Origin of the sequence: Streptosporangium sp. NPDC049248 (assembly GCF_040678965.1) — a bacterium.
In the GTDB taxonomy this organism is placed as follows: Bacteria; Actinomycetota; Actinomycetes; order Streptosporangiales; family Streptosporangiaceae; genus Streptosporangium; species Streptosporangium fukuiense.
The window spans coordinates 107,381-131,886 of record NZ_JBFAQY010000017.1; the positions used below are offsets into that span (position 1 = coordinate 107,381).

Below are 24,506 nucleotides of genomic sequence, written 5' to 3' on the forward strand. Positions count from 1 at the left end.
TCTCACATCTCCAGGCCGAGGTAGGTCTGCCGTACCCGCTCGCTGCCGAGCACCTCGTGAGCGGGACCGCTGAGCACCACCGACCCGGTCTCCATCACGTACGCGTTGTCCGAGATGCCCTGCGCGGCGCGGACGTTCTGCTCGACCACCAGCAGGGTCGTCCCCCAGGACGCCACCACCGAGCGCAGCATGTCGAAGACCATCTCGACGGCGATCGGCGACAGGCCCAGCGAGGCCTCGTCGACCATCAGCAGCCGGGGCTTCAGCAGCAGCGACCGTGCGATGCCCAGTAGCTGTCGCTCCCCGCCGCTGAGCTGACCGGCGATCAGTCCCATGCGCTCGGCGATGAACGGGAACATCGAGGTGACCTCGTGCACCAGCGCCTTGCGCGCCGCCCTGCCACCGGCCATGGGAACGGCCCGGAGGTTCTCGTCCACCGTGAGGCTCGCGAAGACCTTGGCCTCCTCAGGGACGAGCACCAGCCCGCGCTTGGCCATGGCGCGCGGCGACAGGCCGGTGACGTCGGCGCCGCCGAACCTCACCCGTCCGCCGCGCACCCGTCCCGACTCACTGGAGGCGAATCCGCCGATGCCCCGGAGCAGCGAGGTCTTGCCCGCTCCGTTGGCGCCCAGCACGAGACAGACCTCGCCCTCGCGTACGACCAGGTTGACCCCGTCCACCGCGACGCTGTCGCCGCCGTAGGAGACGGTGAGGGACTGGACCTCCAGCAACGGGCTGCTCATCGCGCCCCCTTTCCAGACCGCACCCGCAGGGCCGCCAGCCTCTGGCCGAGACCGGCCAGCCCGTCCGGGCGCCAGATCAGGAAGACGACGACCAGGGTGCCGTAGATGATCAGCTGGAAGTCGCCCAGGTTCTGCTGGAGGAACCCCGCCACCACGGCGTCGGAGGGCAGCAGCGCGATGGCCCGGGACAACATGGGCGGCAGCAGGACGACGAAGCACGCGCCCGCGATGGCCCCGCCACTCGATCCCATCCCGCCGATGATGATCATCGCGATGTACTGGATCGCCAGCTCCAGCGTGAAGTTCTCGATGTAGACCGCCTGCTGGAAGTAGGCCAGGAACGTTCCCGACATCGAGATGATCGCGGAGGAGACCACGAAGGCCGCCAGCTTGTAGGCCGGCAGCGAGATCCCCTGGCTGGCCGCCGCCAGCGGCGTGTCCCTGATCAGCATCCAGGCCCGGCCGAACCTGCTCTTCTTCAGGTTCTCGACCAGCCGCCAGGTGGCGAGCACCACCACGACGAGCACGACGTACCACTCGATGGCCGTGTCGATGGTCAGCCCGCCGATCGAGGCCGCCGGGAGGAAGAATCCCGCCGACCCCACCGCCCGGGTCTGGTACTCGTTGAACACGAAGATGAGGATGAAGTGCAGGGCGAGGGTGGCGATGGCCAGGTAGATCCCCGACACCCGGAGCGCCGGCAGGCCCGCGAGGAGCCCGACCGCGGCGCCGACCAGCACCGAGCCGACGAGCACGACCAGGAAGGGCAGTTCCAGTTGCACCGCTCCGATCGCCGCCCCGTACGCGCCGAGCGCCAGTAGCGCGCTGTTGCCCGCGGTCACCAGGCCGACGAACCCGGTGACCAGCGTCAGGGCGAGCGCGCCGAGTGCCGCGATCAGGGCGGTGGTCACCAGGGAGAGCTGGTAGTCGCGCAGGGCGACCGGCAGGACGCAGACCAGGGCCAGGATCGCGACGCGCCGCAGCGCGAGGCCCCGTCCTTCGCTCGTGGTCGCGGCGGCGTCGAAGAGGGTCCGTACCGTCGTCATACCCGCTGCACCTGCTTGTCTCCGAACAGTCCCTGGGGCCGGATCAGCAGCACCACGAGGATGACGATCCAGGCGGCCACGTCCTGCACCGGTCCGCCGAAGAACTTGGTGCCGAACGTCTCGGCCAGGCCCACGATCAGGGCGCCGGGAATCACTCCCCTGATGCTGGTGAGGCCGCCGATCAGCGCCGGGGCGAGACCGCGCATGCCGAGCGCCTCCACGCCGTGGAAACTCAGCGCGGTCTGGTAGGCGTACATGATCCCCGCGACGGCCGCCGCGGTGAGCGCCATCGCCCAGCCCAGGACGTAGACCCAGTCGACGGCGATGCCGCCCTGTGCGGACAGCACGGGGTTCTCGGCCGCGGCCCGCATGCGGATCCCGACGGAGGAGAACTTGAAGAAGGTGTGCGCCGCGGCGAACACCAGGACGGCGGCCCCGAGCCCGCACAGGCCGTAGAGCGTGGTCGACATGTCATCGCCGAAGGCGATGACCTGGCTCGGCACCGGTTCCCGCATGACGCGCGCCTCGGTGCCCCAGATGAGCGAGCTGACGCCCTTGAGCGCGCTCGCCAGGCCCAGTGTGGCCACCACCAGCGCGAACTCGGGCTGTCCGGACAGCTTCCTGAACACCACCCAGTGCGTCACGGCGCCGAGGGCGGCGACGGTGGCCAGGGTGCCGAGCACCACCACCGGCCACGGCAACTCCCAGCTGGTGGCGTACTGGTTGAAGATGAACGCGCCGAGCGCCAGCTGGGCGCCGGTGGCCAGGTTGAGAATCCCGTTGGTGCGCCGGAGCAGCACCCAGGCGAAGCCCACCAGGGCGTAGACGGCGGAGAGCGTCAGCGCGCCGAGCAGGAGGGTCAGCATCGGCGGACCCTCCGCGGCGGGAGGAGAGCGATCACGAGACGGCCTTGACCCAGTCCGTCAGCGGCTTGGCCTGGTCGGTGCTCTGGTCCCAGCTGAAGAAGCGCACGGTCTTCACCAGCTCGTGGCTCTCGGCGCTCACCTGGAGCGGCCCGGAAAGGCCGTTCGTGTCGATCTCGCCGAGCTTCTCCAGGGCGTCCCGGAAGCTCTGCCCGGTCGAACACTCCGCGCCACAGGCCTGGAGGGTCTTCTCCAGCAGGGAACCGGCGACCCAGCCCTGGGTGAAGTAGGGGTTGGTCATGTTCTTCGCCTCGCCGGCCTTGGTCGCCGCCGCCTTCATCGCGTCGACGGCGGCGTTGCCGGTCTCGGTCGGGCTCGCGTAGGTGCGGAACGCCGCGTACCTGTCGCCGAGCTGCTTGAGGGTGGCGTCGGAGGAGCCCGCCCACTGGTTCACCACGGGCACGTCCACGCCCTGGGCGCGCAGGCCGCGCACCGCCACGAGCGACCCGGCGTCGTTGTGGCTCATCAGGACGTAGTCGGGCTTGCTTCCCTTGATCTCGGAGGCCTGCGCGGTCACGTCGGTGGGGGCGACGGGCATGTACTGGACCGTCGAGACCGTCCAGCCCCGGTCGGTGACGTCCTGGGTGGCGAGCTTCACCATGTCGCGGTTGGAAGGTGTGTCGACGGAGAAGACGGCGATACGCGGCTTCTCGATCCCGTCCTCCTGCGCGCGCGTGGCGAGGTAGTTCAGAATGGCCGACTCCAGGCGCTCCGCCCTGAGTTCGTAGGAGAAGTAGTAGGACTGGACCGGGTCGAAGAGGCTGGCCGGCCCGCCCAGCCCGACGATCGGCATCTTGCCCTGGGTGGCCACGGGCAGGGTGGCCAGGCTTAGGTTGGAGAGGATGAAGCCGAACGTGGCCAGCCGCTTCTCGGACACGAACTGCTGGACGTTGGCCCGGCCCTTGGCGACGTCGGAGCCGTCGTCGAGGACCTTGAGGTCGATCTTCTTACCGTTCACCCCGCCCCGGCTGTTGAGGTCGGCGACGTAGGCCTGGAATCCGGCCGCCGCCGGCTTACCGTTGAAGGAGATCGCGCCGGACAGGTCCATGGACATCCCGATGGGGTAGTCACCGGACGAGGATTCGGCCGCGCCGCCGCCGCAGCCCGCCAGAACCATCGTCGCCACGAGGCCGCCCACCACCGCGGCGGCGGTCCTCGTCTTCTTGTGAATCACTGGTCGATCCCTTCATCACCTTGTGGAACTTCTGGGACATCCGGCTTCACTCTCGCCCCGAACCTTTGGAGATGAAGTCGTGCTTCCTCGCTCAGGAGCGAGTCGTAGGCATCACTCATGGACGGCAGGGGCATCGCCTCGTTGAAGATCGACTTCAGCTTCGCGACGGCCGTCCCCGAGGACTCCTTGAGCTGGCCGAGGAGGGTGCGCACCCTGCCCTCCAGGTCGCCGGCGTCCGTGGCGACCTCGGAGAGCAGTCCGGCGCGCATGGCCTCCTCGGCCGTGAACGGCGCGCCCGTGTACATCCAGCGCCGCAGCACGGCGTCCGGAACCCGCCCCCGGAGCAGGCGCGGCAGGTGTCCGTCCACGATCCCCACCCGGGCCTCCGGGATGGCGAAGGTGGACGTCGCGGTCGCCAGGCGCAGGTCGCACATCATGGCCAGGGTGAGACCGCCGCCCATGCACAGGCCGTCGATGACCGCGACGGTCGGCTTGGGCACCTGCCGCAGCGCCTCGAACGGCAGATCGTCCTCGTACGACAGGATCGCCGCCGGGTCCGCGGACGAGAGCAGCGCCAGCATCTCCTTGAGGTCGCCGCCCACGGCGAAGGCCCCCGCGGAGCCCTGGACGACGAGGGCGTCGATCGAGGTGTCGGTGCGTACGGCACGCGCCACGTCGCGCACCGCCGCGTACATCTCGCGGTTGAGGGCGTTCTTCGCCCGCGGGCGGTCGAGCGTCAGCCACGCGACACGATCCGCCACCTCGACGTGGACGAAGGTCGACGAGGGCCTGGATATCACGATGTGGCTCCTCTGGCTTGTGAGGTTGGTGACGGTTATCTAAGCTATCTTTTAGAAGATAGTCAACGGTTGGCGGCGAAGCACCCGGGCCCGCAGACCGGGTGCGCGGAACCGAGCAGGTCGCGCTCCACCTTGCCGGTCACGCCTCTGGGGAACTCCTCCGCCGTCAGCACGTGCACCGCCTGAGGGCGCTCGAAACGGGCCAGCGTCGCCGTCGCGGCCTCCACCACCTCGCGTGCGTCGGCCGGATACGCCAATGCCAGGTAAGCCGCGGGCACCTGCCCGAACCGCGGGTGGGAGGCCGGCACCACGGTCGCCTCGACAACGGCGGCATGGCCCAGCAGGGCCCGCTCGATCGTGGCGGGGTACACGTTCTCGCCGCCGCACTTGAACATGCGCCCGCGCCGTTCCACGAAGGCGAGCGTGCCGCCGTCCCCGCTCCGGACCAGGTCGCCGGTCCTGAACCAGCTGTCGGTGAACTCCGCCCTGGACAGGCCGCCGGCCGACCAGTAACCGCTGAACAGCGTCGGGCCGCGCAGCCACAGCTCACCGGCCGAGCCGGGGTCGACGTCCCTGCCGCCGGCGTCCACCACCCGGTGCTGGCAGAACGGCGTCGGGCGCTTGTCGAGCAGTGGCCGGTCCCCGGCCCAGGTGACCGCCGAAGCGCCGGGGACCAGGCCCGCCTCGGTGCTTCCGAAGGTGTTCAGGTAGGGCGCGCCCAACCGGCGCTCGGCTTCGCGGAGCTGTTCGGCGGGGACCAGGTCCGCCATCGCGCCCGCGCATCTGAGCGAGCGGGGACGCCGGTCCCCCAGCGCGCCGAGCACCTCGTCGATCACGCCGGGAATCAGGAAGAGCCAGCCCACCTCGCGGTCGACCAGCTCATTCGCGATGACTTGCGCGTCGAAGCGTTCCAGGAGTACGAAAGTGCCGCCCAGGACGAGGGTGGCGTACAGGTAGTCGGACGAGGAGATGTGGAAGAGCGGTGCCCAGCCGATGAAGGCGTCGGAGGGCTGGACGCCCAGTTCGGCGTGGAGCACCAGCGCGCGGGACACCATCGCGTGCTGGGAGATCGCCACGCCCTTGGGCCGCCCGGTCGATCCGCTGGTGGACATGATGGCGATCAGATCGGCGCCGCGGACCGCGTGGGGGGCGATCCCTCCGGTGGGCCCGAGCCCCAGCCACCGGGGATCCCCGTCGTCCAGGTCCACCACCGGCACGTCCGTGGCGGCCCGCGCCACCTCGGCGAACGCGCCGGTCGCGAAGACCGCCTTCGGTGCGAGATCCGCCACCACCGCCGTGGCCGCCTCGGCGGAGAGCCGCCAGTTCACCGGCGCGACGGCGACGCCGGCCGTGCCGGCGGCCACCATGAGCAGCGCCACCTCGAGCCGGTTCGGCGCGAGCACCGCCACCCGATCGCCGCGTTCGACCCCGAGTTCGCGAAACGCCCGGCCCACCACCTCGGCGCGGTGGTAGAGCTCTCGGTAGGAGAGCTCTATCTCGGAGGTGGCGAGTGCCGGCTGGTCGGGGCGCTCGCGGGAGCGTTGCCAGAACGCGTGCGCGAAGGTCATCGGAGTGCAACCTTCAGTCGTCATCATCGTCTCCTAACCGATCAGCCCCGAACAGCAATCTGTGTTATCTTTGTACAGTAAGTTTCCGTGACGGTGGAAGACTGAGGAAAGCCGAAGGAGGCTGCGTGAGCAGCGACTCCGATCTAGTCCGGCAGACTGCCGGAACCCTTCCGCAGATGGCACAGCCCGCCATCGCGGAGATGGTGGCGGACGCGATCCGGAACAGGATCATCAGCGGGGAACTGCCGGAGGGCTCGCTCCTGCCGAGGCAGGAGGAGATGATGCGCGAGCTCAACGTGAGCCGGCCGTCCTATCGGGAGGCGCTGCGCATCCTGGAGGCCGAAGGGCTCGTGTCGGTGCGCCGCGGGAACCAGGGCGGGGCGGTGGTCCACGCGCCCTCCCAGATCGGCACCACCTACAGCCTGGGACTCCTGCTCCGCTTCAACCAGGTCACCGTCGGCGACCTGGCCGACGCCATCAGTGAGATCGAGCCACTCTGTGCCGGGGTCGCGGCGTCCCGCCCCGACCGGCATCACGAGGTCGTCCCGCAGCTCAACGACCTGGTGGACAAGCAGGAACGCGCGCTCGGCGTCGCCCACCAGTTCACCCTCGTGGGCCGGGAGTTCCACGAGACGCTCGTCCAGCTGTGCGGCAACGCGACGCTCACGTTGACGGCCGGAGCCCTGGCGGGCCTCTGGTCGACCCAGGAACTGGAGTGGGCCGACGTCGTCGCCATCACCTCCGGTTATCCCGCGCTGGAGCAGCAGCGTCGCGTGCTCCAGACGCACCGCATGATCATCGCGGCCATCGCGGCGGGCGACCGGCACCAGGCGACGACGCTGATGCGCGCCCACTCCCTTGCGTTGCACCACCACGTCCTGGAGGAGGGGCGGGACTTTCCGGTCACGCCCCTGACGCACTCCAGGGCGGCCGGTGGCCGGTGACCGGTCCGTGCCACCCAGAATCACCCCAGAGAGTCCCAGGAGTTCCCCATGCCTGTGCCGTTCGGTGACCTGCCCGAGGGGGTCGACGCCGATCTGCTGTTCGATGTCGCCGACGGCATCGCGCGCATCATCCTGAACCGTCCCGCCCGGGGCAACTCGATCACCGTGTCGATGTTCCCGAGCTTCCGCGCCGTCTGGGAGGAGGTGCGGATGAACAACGACATCCGTTGCGTGATCATCACGGGCGCGGGCGGCAGGCACTTTTGCACCGGGGTCGACGTCGACTCCGTCGCGGAGAGCGGGCAGGTCGCCATGGGCAGCGGCAACATCACCGACGAACTGCACTTCACCTCCCGTCAGAACCGTGTGTGGAAGCCCGTCATCTGCGCGGTCAACGGGCTGGTGGCCGGCGCCGGCCTCCACTTCGTCGTGGACAGCGACATCGTGGTCGCCGTCGAGCACGCGCAGTTCCTCGACAGCCACGTGAACGTGGGGCAGGTGGGCGGCATCGAGAACACCGGCCTGGCCAGGCGGCTTCCGCTCGGCACCGCCCTCCGCATGACACTCCAGGGCCGCAACTTCCGGCTGCCCGCAGCACGGGCGTACCAGCTCGGCCTGGTCGAAGAGCTGACCGCGCCCGACCAGCTCATGGAGACGGCGCTGCAGATCGCCAGGGACATCGCCGCCAACTCGCCGCAGGCCGTGTCCCTCTCCCAGCAGGCCGTGTGGGCGTCGACCGAGATGCCCTATTCGCAGTCCGCCGAGTACGGCTGGTCGCTGGTGCGGTCCCACTGGTCGCATCCGGACTTCGTCGAGGGCCCCCGCGCGTTCGCCGAGCGCCGTGAGCCCCGGTGGACTGTCGGATGAGCTCCGGACCTCTGGCGGGGATCGTCGTCGTCAGCCTTGCCGAGCAGTACCCCGGGCCCTTCGCCACCATGGTGCTGGCCGACCTCGGCGCGCGGGTGACCATGGTCGAGCGGCCGACCGGGGACCCCACCCGGCGTCATCCGGCCCTCTTCCGCGCGTTGAACCGCAACAAGCGGTCCGTCGCGCTCGATCTCAAGACGGCGCCGGGGCAGGCGGCCCTCCGGTCCATGCTGGCCGACGCCGACGTCCTGATCGAGGGCTTCCGGCCCGGCGTTCTGGAACGACTGGGTCTCTCCCCGGAGCGGCTTCGGCTGGATTTCCCTGACCTGGTGGTCGTGTCGGTGTCGAGCTACGGCCAGAGCGGGCCGGATCGTGAACTCGGCAGCCACGACCTCACCGTGCAGGGGCGGGCCGGGTTGCTGGACGGGGCGCGGGACGGCGTCGGCGTGGTTCCGGCCGCCGACCTCGTGGCGGGAGCCTTCGCCGTCATCGGGGTACTGAGCGGCCTGCTCGCACGTCAGGCTCGCGGTGGGGCGCACGTCGATGTCTCCATGCTCGACTGCCTGGTGGCCTGGCAGGCGGTACGGATGGGGGGACACCTGGCGAGCGAGGAGACCACGGGTTATCCGCCACGGGAACCGGCGTACGGGATGTTCCGGTGCGAGGACGGTGGTGCGGTGACGCTCGCGATCGCCGGGGAGGACCGGCAGTGGGCCGCGCTCTGCGACGAGCTGGGGCTGGGCGACCTGGGCGGCCTCTCCACCGGCGAACGGGAGAGTCGCGCCGACCAGTTGCGAACACTCCTGTCCCGCGCGCTCGCCGCGCGGCGGTCCGATGATGTCATCGGCCGGTTGGAACGACGGGGTGTCAGCTGCGGCCACGTTCGCCGTGTCCCGGAGGTGTTCGACGATCCGCAGGTCAAGGCGCGCCGGCTGCTGCTCGACCTCCCGTCAGGCCACCGGTCCGTACGGCAACCGCTGCTCTTCGACGGACAGGCCATCACGGCGTGCCCCGATGTCCCGGCGCTGGGCGAGCACAACGAGCTCTATGGCCTCGATCCGCTTCAGGCCGACCGGTGACGGCCGTGGGGACGACCGCGCCGCGCAGGACCTGCGCGGTGGGGATCGCGATCCAGCCGGACCTGCTCACCGCGCCCGCCACCGATCTCGCCCGGTTCGCCCGGGCGGTCCGCGACGCCGGCCTCGACCATGTGTCGGTAGGTGACCACGTCAGCTACCGGGGAGGTCAGGGCATCGACGGCCTCCTCGCGGCGGCGGCGCTCCTGGCGGCCGGGCCCGAACTCCGCGTGGTCGTCGGCGCCTTCCAGCTGGCGCTCCGGCACCCGCTGATCGCCGCCCGTCAGCTCGCCACCGTGACCTCGTTCGCACCTGGACGTCTCGTCCTTGCCGTGGGGGCAGGCGGTGACGACCCCAGGGAGGCCGCCAACTGCGGTGTCGACCCCCGAAGCCGCGGAAAGCGTCTCAACGAGAGTCTCGACGTGCTGAGCCGGCTCATGCGCGGCGAGGTGGTCGATCACCATGGCGTGCATTTCGACCTGGAGCAGGCGTCGATCGCGACGACGGGGCCCGCTCCGCCCCTGGTGATCGCCGGGGCGGGGGAGGCGGCTGTCGAGCGCGCGGCCACCTATGGATCCGGCTGGCTGGGACTGTTGTGCACGCCTCGCCGGTATCGCGAGACCCGTCAGGAGATCGTCCGGCGTACGGCGGCCCTGGGCCGTCCTGCTCCGGACTGGTTCGGGCTCAATGCCTGGTGCGCGTCCGCCGGCCAGTCCGGGCAGGAGCTGGAGTCGAGCCTCGGCCGTTGGTTCGGCCCCGCGGCCCCTCGCCTGCTCCACCTGTGCGGCGTGGGGGAGGACCACCGGATCGCCGCCTGGCTGGCGGAGTACGTCGCGGCCGGCGCGACCCGGCTGAGCATCTCGGTTCCGGCGGCCAACGCGGTCGAAGCCGTCGAACGGGTCGCCGTGCTCGCCGAACTGCTGACCGAGCGGATCGAGGACGCCGCCACGCCACCCGGCTGACACCCGGCGGGGGGTTCGGCGCACCGGCTACGCCCACCGCGCGAGAGCCTCCGCCGCGGTCAGCGCCCGGCCGTCGACCGGTTCGGGTCGCGCGTTGGGAGTTCTGGAGAACCTCGGCGCGGGCGCCGCCTGAACCATCCCGTCCACCTCGACGTATGAGGTCGTTCGCGTCGATGCCCAGCCCGTCCAGCAGCGCCGAGAAGAACTGGGGTTCCAGAGCTCCCACCACCACGTACCGCCGGTCCGCGCACTCGTAGGTGTCGTAGAACGGGGCACCGCCGTCGAGCAGATTGCTCTCCCGCCGGTCACGCCACACTCCCATGCCGCGAAGCGCCATGGCCATCTGGCTCAGGAGTGCGGTCCCGTCCACCATCGCGGCATCGACCACCTGCCCCCTGCCCGACAGTGAGCGCTCCCAGAGCGCGGCCAGCATGCCGACCAGCAGCAGCATGGATCCGCCGCCGAAGTCGCCGACGAGGTTGAGCGGGGGAGCGGGCGCCTGGTCGGCCCGGCCCATGGCGTGCAGCGCGCCGGTCAGCCCGATGTAGTTGATGTCGTGACCGACGTCCCCGGCCAACGGCCCGTCCTGACCCCATCCTGTGATCCGCCCGAAGACCAGCCGGGGGTTACGCGCCAGGCACTCCTGTGGCCCGACACCGAGCCGCTCCACCACGCCGGGCCGCAAGCCCTCGATCATGACATCGGCGCGCTCGGCGAGATCCAGGACGAGAGCCCGCCCTTCCGGCTCCTTCAGGTCCACGGGGATCGAGCGCCGGCCGCGCAGGATAGGCGCCGAGGGCGACGGCCTCAAGATCGCGCTGGCCGGCCTCGACTCCGGCCGGCTGGGCATCGCGGCGGTCGCCACCGGCCTGGCCCAGGGGGCGCTTGACCAGGCTGTGGCGTACGCGAAGGAGCGGGAGAGCTTCGGAAAGCCGATCATCGAGCACCAGGGCCTTGCCTTCCTGCTCGCGGACATGGAGGCGGCCGTCCAGAGTGTCCGCGCGACGACCCTGCACGCCGCGCGCCTGAAGGACCTCGGCCTGCCGTTCGGCCGGGAGGCGTCCATCGCCAAGATGGTCGCCACCGACAACGCCATGAAGGTCACCACCGACGCCGTGCAGGTCCTCGGCGGGTACGGCTACACCCGCGACTTCCCGGTCGAGCGCTACATGCGCGAAGCGAAGGTCATGCAGATCTTCGAGGGCACCAACCAGATCCAGCGCCTGGTCATCAGCCGCGCACTCGCCGGGGACGCCGGTGGGACGATCATCACCTCCGGTGGGGAGCAGGACTGATGGAAGTCGTCAACCGCGCGGGTGTCGCTCCGCCACGCGCACCCAGGCGTGTGGCGGGGGGCGCCAGGTGGTGACGAGGGCGACGGCCAGGAGGAGTTCGGCGACGTCGCCGCCGTAGTACATGAGTTCGGCGCCGCCGCGTATCTGGGTGATGGGGGCGTGGACGCCGATGAGGAACCCGGCGTACAGGAGCTGGGAGGTGATGGCGTGGGCGGCGATCGCGACGCCCAGGACGACGAGGCGAGCCGGGACGCTCGGGCGGCCGGGTGTGGGATCGGGGCCGGCGATGACCCAGGCGAACAGGCATCCGGCGGCCAGGAAGTGCAGATGCAGGAGCGTGTGCAGGGCGGGGCGGACGGTGGTCGCCTGGTACAGGGGGGTGAAGTACAGGACGCCCAGACTGCCGGTGCTCAGCAGCAGCGCGACCCAAGGGCGGGTCAGTGCGCGGGCGGGGCGGCCGCGCAGGAGACGGATGAGGCGGCGGGCGCGGGCGGCGGGCAGGGCAAGCAGCAGCACCGTGATCGGCGCGCCCAACACCAGGGCGAGCGGCGCGTACATACCGATGAGGAGGTGCTGGAGCATGTGGCCGCGGAAGTCGAGTTCGGCGAACGCGTGCGACGGCCCGGACAGCGCCGCCGCGAGCAGGACGCAGCCGGTGACGAACAGCGCCGCCCTCGCACCCCGGGGAGCGCGCGCGAGGTTGCGGTGGCGGGCGCGCCGCCACAGCAGCAGGTAACAGGCGGCCAGGAGCGCCACGGCCGCCACCGGCAACAGCGCGAGCAGCTCGCCCGATCCGCTGTCATGCCCATGACCGTGCACTCCGTGGGCGGGCAAAGGACTCACCGGAGACCGCCCTCGTCGTCGGCGTCGCGCGGTCGCAGGGGCTCGCCGCTGCGCTGCAGCAGATGGCCGCCGGCGACCAACAGTGCGCCCAGAAGGAGGAAGCCCAGGTCCCACCAGAGCCGGTAAGGCCCGCCGCGCACGTGGTGGATGGACAGGAGATGGTGGTCGATCACGCCCTCGACGAGGTTGAACAACCCCCATCCCACCAGGATCCAGCCCCACAGCACCCGCGACGTCCAAGCCCGCCGCCGGTTGTGGGCCAGCCGTCCGTACAGCAGCGCCAGCCCGCACAGCACCGCCAGCCAGCACACCGTGTGGAAGATGCCGTCCCACACCGTGTTCATCTCCAATCCCGGCACCGTGTACGGCGAGTAGTACTTCACCCCGATGTTGTCGCTGTCGGTGCCGGTGAGCATGTGATGCCACTGCAACAGCTGGTGCAGCAGGATCCCGTCGACGAACCCGCCCAATCCCACGCCCAGCACGATCCCGGGCAGTTTCAGGCTCACCGGCAGGCCACCGGCCTGACTCGCGCCCACGGAACCGACCATCCTCATCCCCCGAACACGATCCGGGCGAGCACCCGGAACCGAACCGGGGTCCCGGTGGCGATCGCCGAAAATCCAACCAACCTGTCCGTGACCTGCGGTGACGATTCCCTGCGGAGGTCGAGGACGGCCGGGACCTCGGAACAGGCCGTGTGGGGTGGCCCCGCACGGCCGGCAGAGGCTTCGGCTGCGGACGGCCGTGCCGGGTTTCGTGTCCGACGCGAGCCCGCCACTCCGGCCCCCTGGCCTGTCAGGATCGCTGTTTCCGCAGGTCAGGGACAGCTTCGTGGGGTTTTCGGCGATTGCTGTCGGTAACCCCTCAGGTCGGCGCGACCAACTGCGAAGACGACGTTCCCGAAACATCATCTTTTCGAGAAGGATCACGATCCGTGCGGCGATGGGCTCCGCAAGCGGACGCGTTCTCCATTGCGCCACAGAGGCCTGGTAGCGGGTGCGGGAATCGAACCCGCCCACAGCGGCTTATGAAACCGCCGAGCACACCAGCGCCCTCACCCGCTCCAAAAAAAGAGCCGTCTCGGACCGTGTGGTCCGAAGGACGGCTCGCGTCGTGACGGCGGGCGTCACACACGAGCCTCCCGGGACATGCGCATACGGCGACGAGCACGCGTGACGCGACGGCCCTGACCGTGATGGCGGCGCATGATCCCTCCTGGTGAAGCTCGACCGACCTGATCTGAGGATGCTGGATCTCCGGAATCGACCGCAACGTGTTTTCTCCGGGGCCCGGTGAAAACCGGGTGGATTCGCGGCAGGGGAACGGTCTCGTCCTGAATACCGGCACGGACCGCCCGGACCGGGGGCGTGCGGCGCCCGGGAGCGGACACGATCCGGTAGCGGACCGGGAGCGGTCGCCTACCGGGTGCCGTGGGCCCGCCGGATCAGGATGCCGCGTTCGCTGGAGGAAGTCGTGCCACGCGTCACGGGCCGAACGCGTTCGTTCGGCGACCTGCTCCACGCCCAGCCTCGGTCATTGCCAAAGTCGTCAACTGTGTTTACTATATAGACAACCACGTTGACGATATTCCTCGGCGTGCGACCACCTGGCGCGTCTTCCGCGTGCCCGGAGAATCCAGAGAGAAGGCCCCATGTCCCACGACGTCTTCGTCACCCACACCGTCGAGAGCGCCCCCGCCGCCGCCCGCGCCACGGTCGAGGCGGTGGAGCGGAAATTCGGCTTCATCCCCGCGCCGGTCGGCCGGATGGCCACCTCCCCGCATCTGCTCAAGGGGTTCCTGACGGCCAGCGCCGGCTTCGAGCAGACCTCCCTCGCCCCGGTCGAGCGTGAGATCGTCATCCTGACGGTCGCCACCCGCAACGGCTGCCACGTCTGCGTGGCGATGCACACCGCCACGCTGGTCAAGCTGGGGGCGCCGGCCGAGGTCATCGAGGGGCTGCGGGCACGGAAGCCCCTTCCGGACGCCCGCTCGGAGGCACTGCGGTCGTTCACCCTCGCGGTGATGGACCACCACGGCGCGGTCGGCGACGAGGAGATGCGGGCGTTCCTCGACGCCGGCTACACGCCGCAGAACGCCCTTGAGGTCGTCCTCGGTGTCGGTGTCTACACGATCTCCACGTTCGCCAACCGACTGATCGACGCCCCTCTCGACCCGGCGTTCCAGGCCTACGCCTGGGACGGCGACGGCGAGTAGGCGTCCGCCAGGGCCGCGTGGGTGGGGCCGTCCGGCACCCCGGCCGGCCTGCCGGCGGCGAACTCCCTGCGCAGTACCGGGATGACCTCCTCGCCGAGGATGTCGAGCTGCTCCAGCACCGTCTTGAGCGGGAGCCCGGCGTGGTCCATCAGGAACAGCTGGCGCTGGTAGTCGCCGAAGGACTCCCTGAAGGTCAGGGTCTTGTCGATGACCTCCTGCGGGCTGCCCACGGTCAACGGGGTCTGGTCGGTGAAATCCTCCAGCGAGGGGCCGTGGCCGTACACGGGCGCGTTGTCGAAGTAGGGGCGGAACTCGCGCACCGCGTCCTGGGAGTTCCTCCGCATGAACACCTGGCCGCCCAGGCCGACGATCGCCTGCTCGGGGGTGCCGTGGCCGTAGTGGGCGAAGCGGTCCCGGTACAGCTCGATCAGGCGGATGAAGTGCTCCCTGGGCCAGAAGATGTTGTTGGCGAAGAACCCGTCGCCGTAGTAGGCCGCCTGCTCGGCGATCTCCGGGCTGCGGATCGAGCCGTGCCAGACGAACGGCGGGACGCCGTCCAGCGGGCGGGGTGTCGAGGTGAACGACTGCAGGGGGGTGCGGAAGCGGCCCTGCCAGTCGACCACGTCCTCGCGCCACAGCCGGTGCAGCAGCGCGTAGTTCTCGACGGCCAGCGGGATGCCCTGGCGGATGTCCTGCCCGAACCACGGATACACCGGCCCGGTGTTACCGCGGCCCAGCATCAGGTCGACGCGCCCGTCGGCCAGGTGCTGCAGCATCGCGAAGTCCTCGGCGATCTTGACCGGGTCGTTCGTGGTGATCAGGGTCGTGGCGGTGGAGAGGATGATCCGCTCGGTCCGCGCGGCGACGTAGCCGAGCATGGTCGTCGGTGAGGAGGGGACGAAGGGCGGGTTGTGGTGCTCGCCGGTGGCGAAGACGTCCAGGCCGACCTCCTCGGCCTTGAGCGCGATGGCCACCATCGCCTTGATCCGCTCGTGCTCGCTCGGCGTCCGGCCCGTGGTGGGGTCCGTGGTGACGTCGCCTACGGTGAAGATCCCGAACTGCATCGTGCTCACCGTCCTCCGTTTCGTTTGAAATTTCAACTACTCTTAACGTCTCAGCGGACGGGTTATTCCTGCCTGCGCCGGCCTCGGTGACCAGGCGGCCGGACAGCGGGAACGACCGCCGACGGACCGCCGGGACACCTCCGCCCGGTGCGGAGATCTTCGTGGCAAGTGCGCGCTTCTCCAAAATGATCACCATCCGGGCTTTCCGTACCGCCTGACCCGGGAACGAACAGCGGATCAGCGGGAAGGCGCCCGGTGGAGCACCGCTCCACCTCGTCATCCGGTCGTGAGTGCCCGCCCATACGGGGAGCGGTTCCATGACAGGTATCCAAGGACATGACGCATGCACATCGATCTCACCGGTAAGACGGCACTGGTCACCGGATCCACGCAGGGGATCGGGGCGGCCATCGCCGCTGGCCTCGCACGGGCGGGCGCGACGGTGGCCGTCAACGGCCGCACCGCCGAGAAGGTGGAGAGCGCCTGCGACGCGCTGCGCGCGGAGACTCCCGGCGCGCGGATCGTCCCGGTCGCCGCCGACCTCGCCACCGAGGAGGGGGCGGACCGCGTCGTCGACATGCTGCCGGAGGTCGACATCCTGATCAACAACCTCGGAGTCTTCGGGGTCCAGGACGCTCTGGAGATCACCGACGACGAGTGGCGTCGTTACTTCGAGGTGAACGTCCTGGCGGCGGTCCGTCTCACCCGCGCCTATCTGCCGGGGATGGTGGCGCGCTCCTGGGGCCGCGTCCAGTACATCGCCAGCGACTCCGCGATCGTCATCCCCGCGGAGATGATCCATTACGGCATGTCCAAGACCGCGCTCCTGGCCGTCTCGCGCGGCTTCGCCAAGAGGGCCGCGGGCAGCGGTGTCACCGTCAACTCCGTCATCGTCGGCCCCACCCACACCCGAGGCGTGGAGGACTTCGTCTACGAACTCGTCGACAGGGGCCTGCCCTGGGACGAGGCCCAGCGCGTCTTCATGCGGGAGCACCGCCCGCAGTCCCTGCTGCGGCGGCTGATCGAACCGGAGGAGGTCGCCAACATGGTCGTCTACCTCGGCTCGCCGCAGGCCTCCGCCACCACCGGCGGCGCGCTCCGCGTCGACGGGGGCTACGTCGACGCCATCCTCCCCTGACCGCTGGCACGCGGTGGTCAAGACTTCGTCGGTGAATACCGGGATAACCGGACAGGGCGGCCGGGTAGGGGTTGCGCCGTGGACCGTGAAGAGACCGCCTCCGGGCCGGACGCGTCCGGCCCGGAGGCGTACTGAGCACGGCGAGCGATGCCCCCGCTCTTCCGGCGGGCCGCCGACCGGCTGATCGACGCCGCTCCGGGCTGGCTGGTCGAGACGGTCCGCCCGGCACCCGCGGCGCTTCGATGGTGGCCGATGCTGCGCATGGCCGTGGCGGTGACCGTCCCGCTCCTCGCGGGGGTCGCCGCCGGGCACGTCACGGCCGGCCTGCTGTCCGCCATGGGCGCCATGAACGCCGGGATGGCCAACCGGGACGGCCCGTACCGGGCCAGGATCATCCGGATGGGCGCGACCGGGGCCGCCGGGGCGCTGGGGTATCTCATCGGCGCCGCGGTCCGCGACCACGGCTGGTGGGTGGTGCCGGTCATGGTGGCCGTTTCCGTACTGTCCGCACTGATCAGCGCGGGCGGGGGCGCGGGCTCGGCGGCCGGGCTGCAACTGCTGGTGATGACCGTGATCGCCAGTGGCATAGCACTGCCGGGACCGCCCGGCCCGAACGCGCTGACGTTCCTGCTGGGCGTGCTGTGGGTGATCGCGCTGGGGGTCGCCGACTGGCCCCTCCACCCGCGTGCGCCGGAGGAGACCTCGGTGGCCCAGGTCTACCGGGCCCTCGGCCTGCTGTTCACCGATCGCGCCGCCGACTCCCTGATCGCGTTCGACACCGCGCTCAGGAACGCCTACGACACCGTCCTCGGCGCCCGCTCCCCGGTGGGGGAGCTGGATCCCGGGCGTACCCGGCTGGTCGCCCTGCTGAACCAGGCCTCGCTGATCCGCAACGCGTTGCTCTCGCTGTGCCACGAGGAGCGCGAGCCGCCACAGGAGCCGGCGTCCGCCGTCGAGGGCGTCGCCGCGTCGCTCACCGGCGGACCCGCGCCGGCGGCGGTGCGCCACGAGGGCGACTCACCCGCCGTACGCGCCCTCTTCTCCGCCGCCCAGGGGGCGGTCGACCTGGCATCCGGCGGTGACGTCGCGGCCGACCAACTGCCGTACGAACCGGTGGGCTACCGCTCCCGGCTCCGGGCCGTCCTGGAGAAGATGTGGTACGGCCACCTCGTCCGGGTCTACACGGTCCGGCTCGCGCTCTGCATGGGCGTCGCCGCCGCGGTCAGCCGGCTCGGCTGGTTCGATCGGTCCTACTGGATGACACTGACCGTCGCGCTGGTGCTCAAGCCCGACTTCGGGTCGGTGTTCGCGCGCGCCGTACAGCGCGCGCTCGGGACCGTCGCGGGCACACTGATCGGCACCCTGATCCTTCTCCTGGTGCCGTACGGCCCACTGCTGCTGATCCCCATCGCGGTGTTCGCGGCGCTCCTGCCCTACGGCATGCAGCGCAACTGGGGCCTGATGTCGACCTTCCAGGCGCCGCTGGTCCTGTTACTGGTGGATCTACTGACCCGCGGGGGACCGGAGCTGGGCGGGATCCGGATCGTGGACACGCTGGTCGGATGCGTGATCGTCCTGCTGCTGGGATACCTGCCGTGGGCCGGGAGCTGGGAGGCGCCGGTCGGGCCCCGGTTCGCCGACGCGGTGTCGGCCACCGCGAACTACCTCAGGTACGCCTTCGAGCCCGAGTACCCCGGCAGGGCGCTGCTCCTTCGCAGGGTGTACGACGCCCTGGCCGACCTGCGGACGGTCTTCCAGCGGGCGATGACCGAGCCATCTGTGATCAGCAGGCGCGTCACCACCTGGATGCCCGCGATGACCGCGCTGGAACGGGTGGCCGACGCGACCGCCGCCACCGTCGCGCGCACCGGGCGCGGCGCGCCGCCCCCGTCGCGGGCGGCGGTGGCGGCCCTGGCGGAGTCCCTGGAGCACATCGCCGGTGACGTCCGCGCGGGGCGGATACCCGGCGAACCCGGGACATGCGCCGACGAGACCCTGGAGCGGGTCGACTCCGCCGTACGCGGCCTGCGCGACACGATGGCGGGAGACCACCGGGGCTGATCCCTGCCCCGGGCCGCGCGAGGGCTCACAGGAACAGGCTCAGTGCCAGGACCAGCAGCAGGCCGGTCACCGAGATGACCGTCTCCATCAGCGACCAGGTCTTGATGTTCTGCCCCACGGTGAGCCCGAAGTACTCCTTGACCAGCCAGAATCCCGCGTCGTTGACGTGGGAGAAGAACAGCGAGCCCGCACCGATGGCGAGCACCAGCAGCGAGGTCTCCCCGACGCTGAGGTTGGCGACCAGCGGTGCCAGGATTCCGGAGGCGGTGACCGTCGCGACGGTCGCCGACCCGGTGGCCAGCCGGATGAGCACGGCGACCAGCCAGGCCAGCAGCAGCACAGACAGTCCGCTGTTCTCCACCCAGGTGGCGACGAGGTCACCGATGCCGCTCTCGATCAGCGTCTGTTTGAAACCGCCGCCGGCGGCCACGATCAGCAGGATGCCCGCGATCGGCGGCAGCGACTGTTCCAGGGACTTCGCGATCGCCTTCCGGTCCATGCCGGCGCCGAGGCCGAGGGTGAACATCGCCACGACGACGGCGATCAGCAGCGCCACCAGCGGCGTGCCGAGGAAGTCGAGCACGCCGCGGACCACGGTGCCCTCGGCGGTGAGGATGTCGGCGAGGGCCTTGCCCATCATCAGCGCGACCGGCAGCAGCACGGTGGCCAGGGTGACGCCGAACGACGGCCGGCGGGTGCCCTCCGTCTCGGACCGGGACTCGTAGAGTTCGGGCGCCGGGACGTCCACCCACCGGGCGGCGTACCTGGAGAACAGCGGTCCGGCGATGGCGACCGTCGGAACGGCGACGAGCACGCCCAGACCCAGCGTGATGCCGAGATCGGCCTTGAGGGCGTCGATGGCGACCAGCGGTCCCGGGTGCGGAGGGACGAGCCCGTGCATCACCGACAGGCCCGCGAGCGCGGGTATGCCGATGCGGATCAGGGAGACGCCGGAGCGGCGCGAGACCAGGAAGATGACCGGCATCAGCAGCACGAGGCCGATCTCGAAGAACATCGGCAGACCGATCAGCGCGCCCACGGCGGCCATCGCCCAGGGCAGGGATCGGGGACTGGACCTGCCGACGATCGTGTCCACGATCTCGTCGGCCCCACCGGAGTCGGCGAGCAGCTTGCCGAACATCGCGCCGAGTGCGATGAGCGTGCCGACCCCGGCCGCGGTGCTGCCGAACCCGTCGGTGAAGGCGGCGATGGTGTCGGTCATCGACAGGCCCGCGACGGCCCCGACGACCAGCGAGCCGAGGGCCAGGCTCAGGAAGGGATGCAGCTTGAAGTACGTGATCAGCAGGACGATCAGCGCGATGCCGATGAGCGCGGCCGGGACGAGCCGGCCGGGGGAGGTCGTGGCGGGCTCGGCGAGGGTGATCAGAACGGTGCTCACCTCGCCCTCCCGGCCTCTCCGCCCCCTCTGGGTCCACCGGGATCGGCGGGACCGGTTGGGCCGGCGGGGTGCGGGTCCGGTCGGGTCCGGGGGCCGGCCGCCGCGGCGACGTAGGCGTCCACGAGCTCGCCGACGGGCCTGGCGAAGTCGAGAACGATCCCGTGCTCGTCGGGCCCGAGAGGCTCCAGGGTCCTGAACTGCGAGTCGACCAGCGAGGCGGGCATGAAGTGCCCTGGACGGCCGGCGACCCTCCGGCGTACGGCGTCGATCTCGCCGTGCAGATGGACGAAGCTCACCGTCGGCGCGGATTCCCGCAGGATGTCGCGGTAGCTCCGCTTGAGCGCCGAGCAGCTCGCCACCCCGCCGCCGGCGGCGTGCTCGGCGAGCCAGGCGCCGATCGCGCGCAGCCACGGCAGCCGGTCGTCGTCGTCGAGGGGGATGCCCGCCGACATCTTGGCGATGTTGGCCTCGCTGTGGAAGTCGTCGGCGTCGGCGAACGGCACCCGTAACCGCTGGCTGAGGGCGGCGCCCACGGTGGTCTTGCCGGAACCGGTCACGCCCATGACGACGAGTAGCGCGGTTCCAGGAGCCGGTACGGCGGAATCCTCAGCGGGGTTCATATAGGAGGGCCTCCCATGTCGCTCTGTGCGACAGCCTGACGGGGTTGGTGACGGTCGGCGGGCGGTGTTCGAGATCGGGTGCGGGCACTGACCAAGGACCATGCGATGACGGGTCGTCTCGGGGCGACGACCGGACAAGTATGGGACTACACCGGAGCGTCCTGGATAAACTCGATTCTCCGCTCGTTTCAGGCGGCCTCCTCACCGGCCAGGTGCCGAGGACCGAGCCGGCTCCACCGCGGTCACGGCGCCGATCGCGCTGTCCGGGGCGACGCGACCTGGCCTTGGCCCTGCCCCGGTGGTTCGGTGATTCGACGGTTCGTAAAGCGCGGCAAGCAGGTTTTTCAACAAGCCCGGTGACGTTCTCCGGAATGGTGTGGTGCGGGCCGGGCACATCCCCTCCCATGGCAGACACCGCCATCGTCGACATCGACGGCACCCTGGTCGACACCAACTACCAGCACGCGCTCGCGTGGTTCCGGGCGTTCGGGCGTTACGACGTGTGGCTGCCGCTGTGGCGCATCCACCGGCACATCGGCATGGGCGGAGATCAGATCGTCTCCGCCCTCGCCGGTGACGACGTCGAGCGGCGGCACGGTGACGCGCTGCGTGACGCGTGGGTGGAGGAGTTCGACGTGTTCCTCGACGAGATCAGGCCCTGCGAGGGAGCCACCGAACTCCTGGACGCGCTCGGCGGGCGCGGCTTCACCGTCGTGCTGGCCTCGTCGGGCAGGCCGCAGCACGTCGAGCACTTCATCGACCTCGTCGACGGCCGTTCGCGCTGCCGGGCCTGGACCACCTCGGAGGACGTCGAGGCGACCAAGCCGGCCCCCGACCTGATGAAGGCGGCGCTGGCCAAGGTCGAAGGCGCGTCCGGGGTCGCGGTGGGTGACTCCACCTGGGACTTTCTCGCCGCGGGCAAGGCCGGTATGCCCGGCGTCGCGGTCCGCACCGGCGGCTTCTCCCCTGAGGAACTGCGCGCGGCCGGGGCGGCCCACGTCTTCGACTCGCTCCCCGAACTGATCGAAAACCTCGGGCGCACCCCGCTGCGCGCGCCTCCCTGAGACCGGTGCCCCGGTCATGCCCGCGCGTGCGACGCACGGGCGCCCGAGTTCAGCTCCAGGGAAGCGCGCCGCGCTCGGACCAGTAGCTCTCCGGGGTCTCCGCCAGTCCGGCGAGCCGCTCCTCGAGCTCGGGGTCCCAGCCGGTCTCGACCGCGCCGAGGTTGTCGCGCAGTTGCCCGGCCGAGACCGCGCCGCTCAGCACCACCCCGGCCCACGGCCGTGCCAGTACGGCGGCCAGCGCGAGCGCGTCCGGTGTGGTGTCCCGCTCGCGTGCGGCGGCCAGGAGCGCGGCGGGTGCCGCCCGGGCGGTCAGCCGGCCGTTCGCCACGCCCTCCTTGACGATCACGCCCAGCCCCGCCTCGTGCGCCCGCGCGAGTGCCTCACCGGCCGAGCGCTCCAGCAGGTTCCACGTCGACTGCACCGTGTCGAACAGCCCGGCTCCGATCGCCCGATCGATCGTGTCCGCCTGGCGCGGCCCGCTCGTCGACAGACCGATCGCCACTCCCTCGGCCCGCAGCGCGCGCAGCCGGTCGAGCACGTCCTCGTCGTCGAGCACGCCGCTCTCCACGGTCGCCGAGTGGATCTGGTAGAGCGACAGGTGCTCGCCGAGCAGCGCGCGTGTCTGCTCCAGCTGGACGCGCAGCCGGTCGGCGGTGAGTTCCTTCACCTCGTGCCGCTCGGCGTCCAGACGCCAGTCGCCGACGTAGGCGTATCCCCACTTCGAACCGATCGTGACCGTTCCCGGGGCGATCTCGCGCTCGCGCAGCCAGCCCGCGAGGAACTCCTCCGCCCGCCCGTACGAGCGCGCCGTGTCGAGGTAACGCACCCCCGCCGCCCAGGCGGCGTCGAGTACGGCCCAGGTGCGTGACCGCATCGCGGCGATGTCGCGGTCGTCGCCGAGATCCTCGGCGCGGCCGAGCGTGATGTAGGCGGGGCGGCCGAGCGCGGCCAGGCCGAGACCGACGGGTGTCACGGCCAGGCCGGTCTGGCCCAGAGGGCGTCGGACCAGCGAGTTCATGGCCGCCAATATATCGGCCGCCAGATCCGGAGGTCGTCGCATGAGGTGCTGCCGGACCACTGGCTATATACCGAAATATCCATATATGCAATTCCGGATCGCCGGCGGGTGTCATTTATTGCCAGACTTATGGCCAATATCTGTAATATGGAGTTTTTTTGTCTATATTTGTTTAATTCAAGCAATTCCTGGACTTATGGCGGTCTGGGATTGAAGGTGGAAAGCAGCCTGCTTCGCAGGGATATGGAGATGTTCCGGCTGGAACGACCTTGGAGGGCGTATGGGGAAGTGGCGGATCGCGATCGTCGCGATGCTGGTGCTGTTCGTCCTGGGAGCGGCCGCGCCGCCCCAGGCGCAGGCAGGGCAGTCGTACGAGGTGTGGCTGGTCGACCAGTCCAACACCGACGGGCTCTCCTACGGCGGCACGGTCAACGTGTACTCCGGCGCCGAGGTCACCCGCCGGCTGTCGGCCGCGCGGCCCGTCCACGTCATAGACCTGAGCGGTGCGGCCTCGTCCCTCTGCCTGGCGAGCACCGGCAGCGTCCCGGTACGTCCCCACATGCTGGTTTTCAACAAGGCCGACACCCACGCCGCGCTCGCCTTCGTCGCCAGCGGCCACGTGGTCGTCTTCAACGCCGCCACCCGGCAGCCGCTCGCCTGCTTCCTCACCGAGGCCGGAGCGGGAGGGGCCCGGCAGGCCCATGCCCTCTGGCCCACCGAGGACGACGAGTACCTCATCATCTCCAACCAGAACGGCAAGAAGCTGGAGCGCATCGGCACCGACTACGCGTCCGGCACCTTCGTCCAGCAACCGGCCGCGACGATCGACCTGGCCGGATGCACCACCCCGAACGGGATGCCGTGCCAGGCACCCCGGCTCCGCCCGGACAACGCGCCGATCTGCCCGTTCATCGCCTCGGACAACGGCCCGGTCTTCGTCAGCCTCCGGGGCGGCGGGATGCTCGTGGTCGACTGGCGCACGACGCCGATGTCGATCGTGGGAGAGTACGACGCGAGCAGGATCCCCGCGAACGGCTGCGGGTTCATCGAGGCCAAGGGGAAGGTCTTCGGGAACGGAGGCGGTGGCACACACGACAACCTCGACCAGTTCAGCGTCTTCCGGCTGCCGAGGAGCGGTTACTCACCGGCCAACCCGCCGAACACCCCGGCGGTCCAGTCGCTCTTCGACGACGACTCGCCCGACCGCGACGCGCACGGCGTCCTCGCCTCCGACGAGGAGCGCTACGTCTGGGCCGGCGACCGCGCCGCCAACGTCGCCGAGGTCTTCGACGGGGCGACCGGCGCCCGGGTCGGCACCGTCGACCTCGTCTCCCGGTTCAGCGCGGACCCGACGGTCGACCTCTTCGCCGTCTCGCCCGACCGCGACTGGGCCTTCGCCTCGACGCGAGGACCGATCCCGCTCTCCGGCGACCCGCACTCCTCCCACGGGACCGACCCGGGAATGCTGATCGTCAAGCTGACCGGAAACGGTAGGGAGGGTGTGGTCAAGGGCCTGATCCCGATCTCCAACGTGGACGCCGGCGGCCTCCAGCGCGCCGACGCCCACGGCATCCGCGTGCGGCGTACCGGCTGAAACGGACGTTCGAAAGGGTGGACGGCATGATTGAACCGTTTAGGTAGGGTGTTTCGCGATTCATATTTCCCTGCCGTCGTCTGTCAAGG

Annotated in this window: 21 protein-coding genes, 1 tRNA gene and 2 pseudogenes; 10 read left to right on the top strand and 14 right to left on the bottom strand. The window is 70.3% G+C overall.

What is annotated here, in order from left to right:
- Positions 1 to 2 precede the first annotated feature (2 nt).
- The 6 genes from AB0K21_RS27630 to AB0K21_RS27655 all read right to left on the bottom strand — a co-directional run bounded on the left by AB0K21_RS27630 (position 3) and on the right by AB0K21_RS27655 (position 6,254).
- On the bottom strand, positions 3 to 743 hold the full coding sequence (locus AB0K21_RS27630) for an ABC transporter ATP-binding protein (protein ID WP_343963588.1): 741 nt from the start codon (positions 741 to 743) through the stop codon (positions 3 to 5).
- The gene (locus AB0K21_RS27635) at positions 740 to 1,789 is read right to left on the bottom strand and encodes a branched-chain amino acid ABC transporter permease (RefSeq protein WP_343963586.1); all 1,050 of its coding nucleotides are present in this window, start codon (positions 1,787 to 1,789) and stop codon (positions 740 to 742) included. Before AB0K21_RS27635 ends, AB0K21_RS27630 begins: the two co-directional genes overlap by 4 nt.
- Positions 1,786 to 2,655: a branched-chain amino acid ABC transporter permease gene (locus AB0K21_RS27640; RefSeq protein WP_343963584.1), complete on the bottom strand. Its 870-nt coding sequence runs from the start codon at positions 2,653 to 2,655 to the stop codon at positions 1,786 to 1,788. Before AB0K21_RS27640 ends, AB0K21_RS27635 begins: the two co-directional genes overlap by 4 nt.
- A 31-nt stretch (positions 2,656 to 2,686) precedes the next feature.
- Positions 2,687 to 3,886 (bottom strand): ABC transporter substrate-binding protein, encoded by a 1,200-nt coding sequence (locus AB0K21_RS27645; protein ID WP_343963582.1) that lies wholly within the window; start codon positions 3,884 to 3,886, stop codon positions 2,687 to 2,689.
- Complete coding sequence (locus AB0K21_RS27650) at positions 3,883 to 4,686, bottom strand: enoyl-CoA hydratase/isomerase family protein (protein ID WP_343963580.1); 804 nt, start codon at positions 4,684 to 4,686, stop codon at positions 3,883 to 3,885. Before AB0K21_RS27650 ends, AB0K21_RS27645 begins: the two co-directional genes overlap by 4 nt.
- A gap of 62 nt (positions 4,687 to 4,748) precedes the next feature.
- Positions 4,749 to 6,254, bottom strand: coding sequence for a class I adenylate-forming enzyme family protein (locus tag AB0K21_RS27655; RefSeq protein ID WP_364154480.1), 1,506 nt, complete (start codon positions 6,252 to 6,254; stop codon positions 4,749 to 4,751).
- Between the two features lie 125 nt (positions 6,255 to 6,379).
- On the opposite strand from AB0K21_RS27655, the gene AB0K21_RS27660 reads away from it, so the two are divergent.
- From AB0K21_RS27660 to AB0K21_RS27675, 4 genes are read left to right on the top strand one after another with little or no spacing between them, the layout of a single operon-like run.
- Entirely contained in the window at positions 6,380 to 7,198 is an 819-nt protein-coding gene (locus AB0K21_RS27660) for a GntR family transcriptional regulator (RefSeq protein WP_343963576.1), read from the top strand.
- Positions 7,199 to 7,246: 48 nt separating this feature from the next.
- The gene (locus tag AB0K21_RS27665; protein WP_343963574.1) at positions 7,247 to 8,065 is read left to right on the top strand and encodes an enoyl-CoA hydratase/isomerase family protein; all 819 of its coding nucleotides are present in this window, start codon (positions 7,247 to 7,249) and stop codon (positions 8,063 to 8,065) included.
- Entirely contained in the window at positions 8,062 to 9,144 is a 1,083-nt protein-coding gene (locus AB0K21_RS27670; protein ID WP_364154485.1) for a CaiB/BaiF CoA-transferase family protein, read from the top strand. The genes AB0K21_RS27665 and AB0K21_RS27670 overlap by 4 nt, the downstream gene beginning before the upstream one ends.
- 5 nt (positions 9,145 to 9,149) lie before the next feature.
- The gene (locus AB0K21_RS27675; protein ID WP_343963570.1) at positions 9,150 to 10,103 is read left to right on the top strand and encodes an LLM class flavin-dependent oxidoreductase; all 954 of its coding nucleotides are present in this window, start codon (positions 9,150 to 9,152) and stop codon (positions 10,101 to 10,103) included.
- Between the two features lie 172 nt (positions 10,104 to 10,275).
- On the opposite strand, the pseudogene AB0K21_RS27680 reads toward AB0K21_RS27675, so the two are convergent.
- Positions 10,276 to 10,881: pseudogene (locus AB0K21_RS27680) on the bottom strand (CaiB/BaiF CoA-transferase family protein); the annotation flags it as partial.
- Position 10,882: 1 nt separating this feature from the next.
- Between AB0K21_RS27680 and AB0K21_RS27685 the strand changes: the two are divergent.
- Positions 10,883 to 11,398, top strand: a pseudogene (locus AB0K21_RS27685) (acyl-CoA dehydrogenase family protein); the annotation flags it as partial.
- Positions 11,399 to 11,407: 9 nt separating this feature from the next.
- Here AB0K21_RS27685 and AB0K21_RS27690 read toward each other — a convergent pair.
- From AB0K21_RS27690 to AB0K21_RS27700, 3 genes are all read right to left on the bottom strand, one after another.
- Positions 11,408 to 12,241, bottom strand: a complete 834-nt coding sequence (locus tag AB0K21_RS27690) for a cytochrome c oxidase assembly protein (RefSeq protein ID WP_343963568.1) — start codon at positions 12,239 to 12,241, stop codon at positions 11,408 to 11,410.
- Positions 12,238 to 12,780, bottom strand: a complete 543-nt coding sequence (locus AB0K21_RS27695) for a DUF2243 domain-containing protein (protein WP_364154489.1) — start codon at positions 12,778 to 12,780, stop codon at positions 12,238 to 12,240. Before AB0K21_RS27695 ends, AB0K21_RS27690 begins: the two co-directional genes overlap by 4 nt.
- Before the next feature lie 451 nt (positions 12,781 to 13,231).
- Positions 13,232 to 13,307 (bottom strand) — tRNA-Met (locus AB0K21_RS27700).
- A gap of 588 nt (positions 13,308 to 13,895) precedes the next feature.
- On the opposite strand from AB0K21_RS27700, the gene AB0K21_RS27705 reads away from it, so the two are divergent.
- Positions 13,896 to 14,459 carry a carboxymuconolactone decarboxylase family protein gene (locus tag AB0K21_RS27705; protein ID WP_343963563.1) on the top strand — a complete coding sequence of 188 codons (564 nt, stop codon included), beginning with the start codon at positions 13,896 to 13,898 and terminating at the stop codon, positions 14,457 to 14,459.
- On the opposite strand, the gene AB0K21_RS27710 is transcribed toward AB0K21_RS27705, so the two are convergent.
- A complete protein-coding gene (locus AB0K21_RS27710) occupies positions 14,432 to 15,523 on the bottom strand; it encodes an LLM class flavin-dependent oxidoreductase (protein ID WP_343963718.1) in 1,092 nt (363 codons plus the stop codon). The two genes, AB0K21_RS27705 and AB0K21_RS27710, sit on opposite strands and share 28 nt — an antisense overlap.
- A gap of 343 nt (positions 15,524 to 15,866) precedes the next feature.
- Here AB0K21_RS27710 and AB0K21_RS27715 point away from each other — a divergent pair, with 343 nt between their 5' ends.
- Together AB0K21_RS27715 and AB0K21_RS27720 are read left to right on the top strand one after the other, a co-directional pair.
- Positions 15,867 to 16,661 (top strand): SDR family oxidoreductase, encoded by a 795-nt coding sequence (locus AB0K21_RS27715; protein ID WP_343963561.1) that lies wholly within the window; start codon positions 15,867 to 15,869, stop codon positions 16,659 to 16,661.
- 147 nt (positions 16,662 to 16,808) lie between these two features.
- The gene (locus AB0K21_RS27720) at positions 16,809 to 18,722 is read left to right on the top strand and encodes an FUSC family protein (protein WP_364154494.1); all 1,914 of its coding nucleotides are present in this window, start codon (positions 16,809 to 16,811) and stop codon (positions 18,720 to 18,722) included.
- Between the two features lie 25 nt (positions 18,723 to 18,747).
- On the opposite strand, the gene AB0K21_RS27725 is transcribed toward AB0K21_RS27720, so the two are convergent.
- Both AB0K21_RS27725 and AB0K21_RS27730 read right to left on the bottom strand, forming a co-directional pair.
- Positions 18,748 to 20,121, bottom strand: coding sequence for a gluconate:H+ symporter (locus tag AB0K21_RS27725; protein ID WP_343963555.1), 1,374 nt, complete (start codon positions 20,119 to 20,121; stop codon positions 18,748 to 18,750).
- Entirely contained in the window at positions 20,118 to 20,741 is a 624-nt protein-coding gene (locus AB0K21_RS27730) for a gluconokinase (RefSeq protein WP_343963553.1), read from the bottom strand. Before AB0K21_RS27730 ends, AB0K21_RS27725 begins: the two co-directional genes overlap by 4 nt.
- 404 nt (positions 20,742 to 21,145) lie before the next feature.
- Between AB0K21_RS27730 and AB0K21_RS27735 the strand changes: the two genes are divergently transcribed.
- Positions 21,146 to 21,805, top strand: a complete 660-nt coding sequence (locus AB0K21_RS27735) for an HAD family hydrolase (protein WP_343963551.1) — start codon at positions 21,146 to 21,148, stop codon at positions 21,803 to 21,805.
- A gap of 49 nt (positions 21,806 to 21,854) precedes the next feature.
- On the opposite strand, the gene AB0K21_RS27740 is transcribed toward AB0K21_RS27735, so the two are convergent.
- On the bottom strand, positions 21,855 to 22,823 hold the full coding sequence (locus AB0K21_RS27740; protein WP_364154499.1) for an aldo/keto reductase: 969 nt from the start codon (positions 22,821 to 22,823) through the stop codon (positions 21,855 to 21,857).
- Between the two features lie 280 nt (positions 22,824 to 23,103).
- Here AB0K21_RS27740 and AB0K21_RS27745 point away from each other — a divergent pair, with 280 nt between their 5' ends.
- Positions 23,104 to 24,417, top strand: coding sequence for a hypothetical protein (locus AB0K21_RS27745; protein WP_343963547.1), 1,314 nt, complete (start codon positions 23,104 to 23,106; stop codon positions 24,415 to 24,417).
- Positions 24,418 to 24,506: the final 89 nt, after the last annotated feature.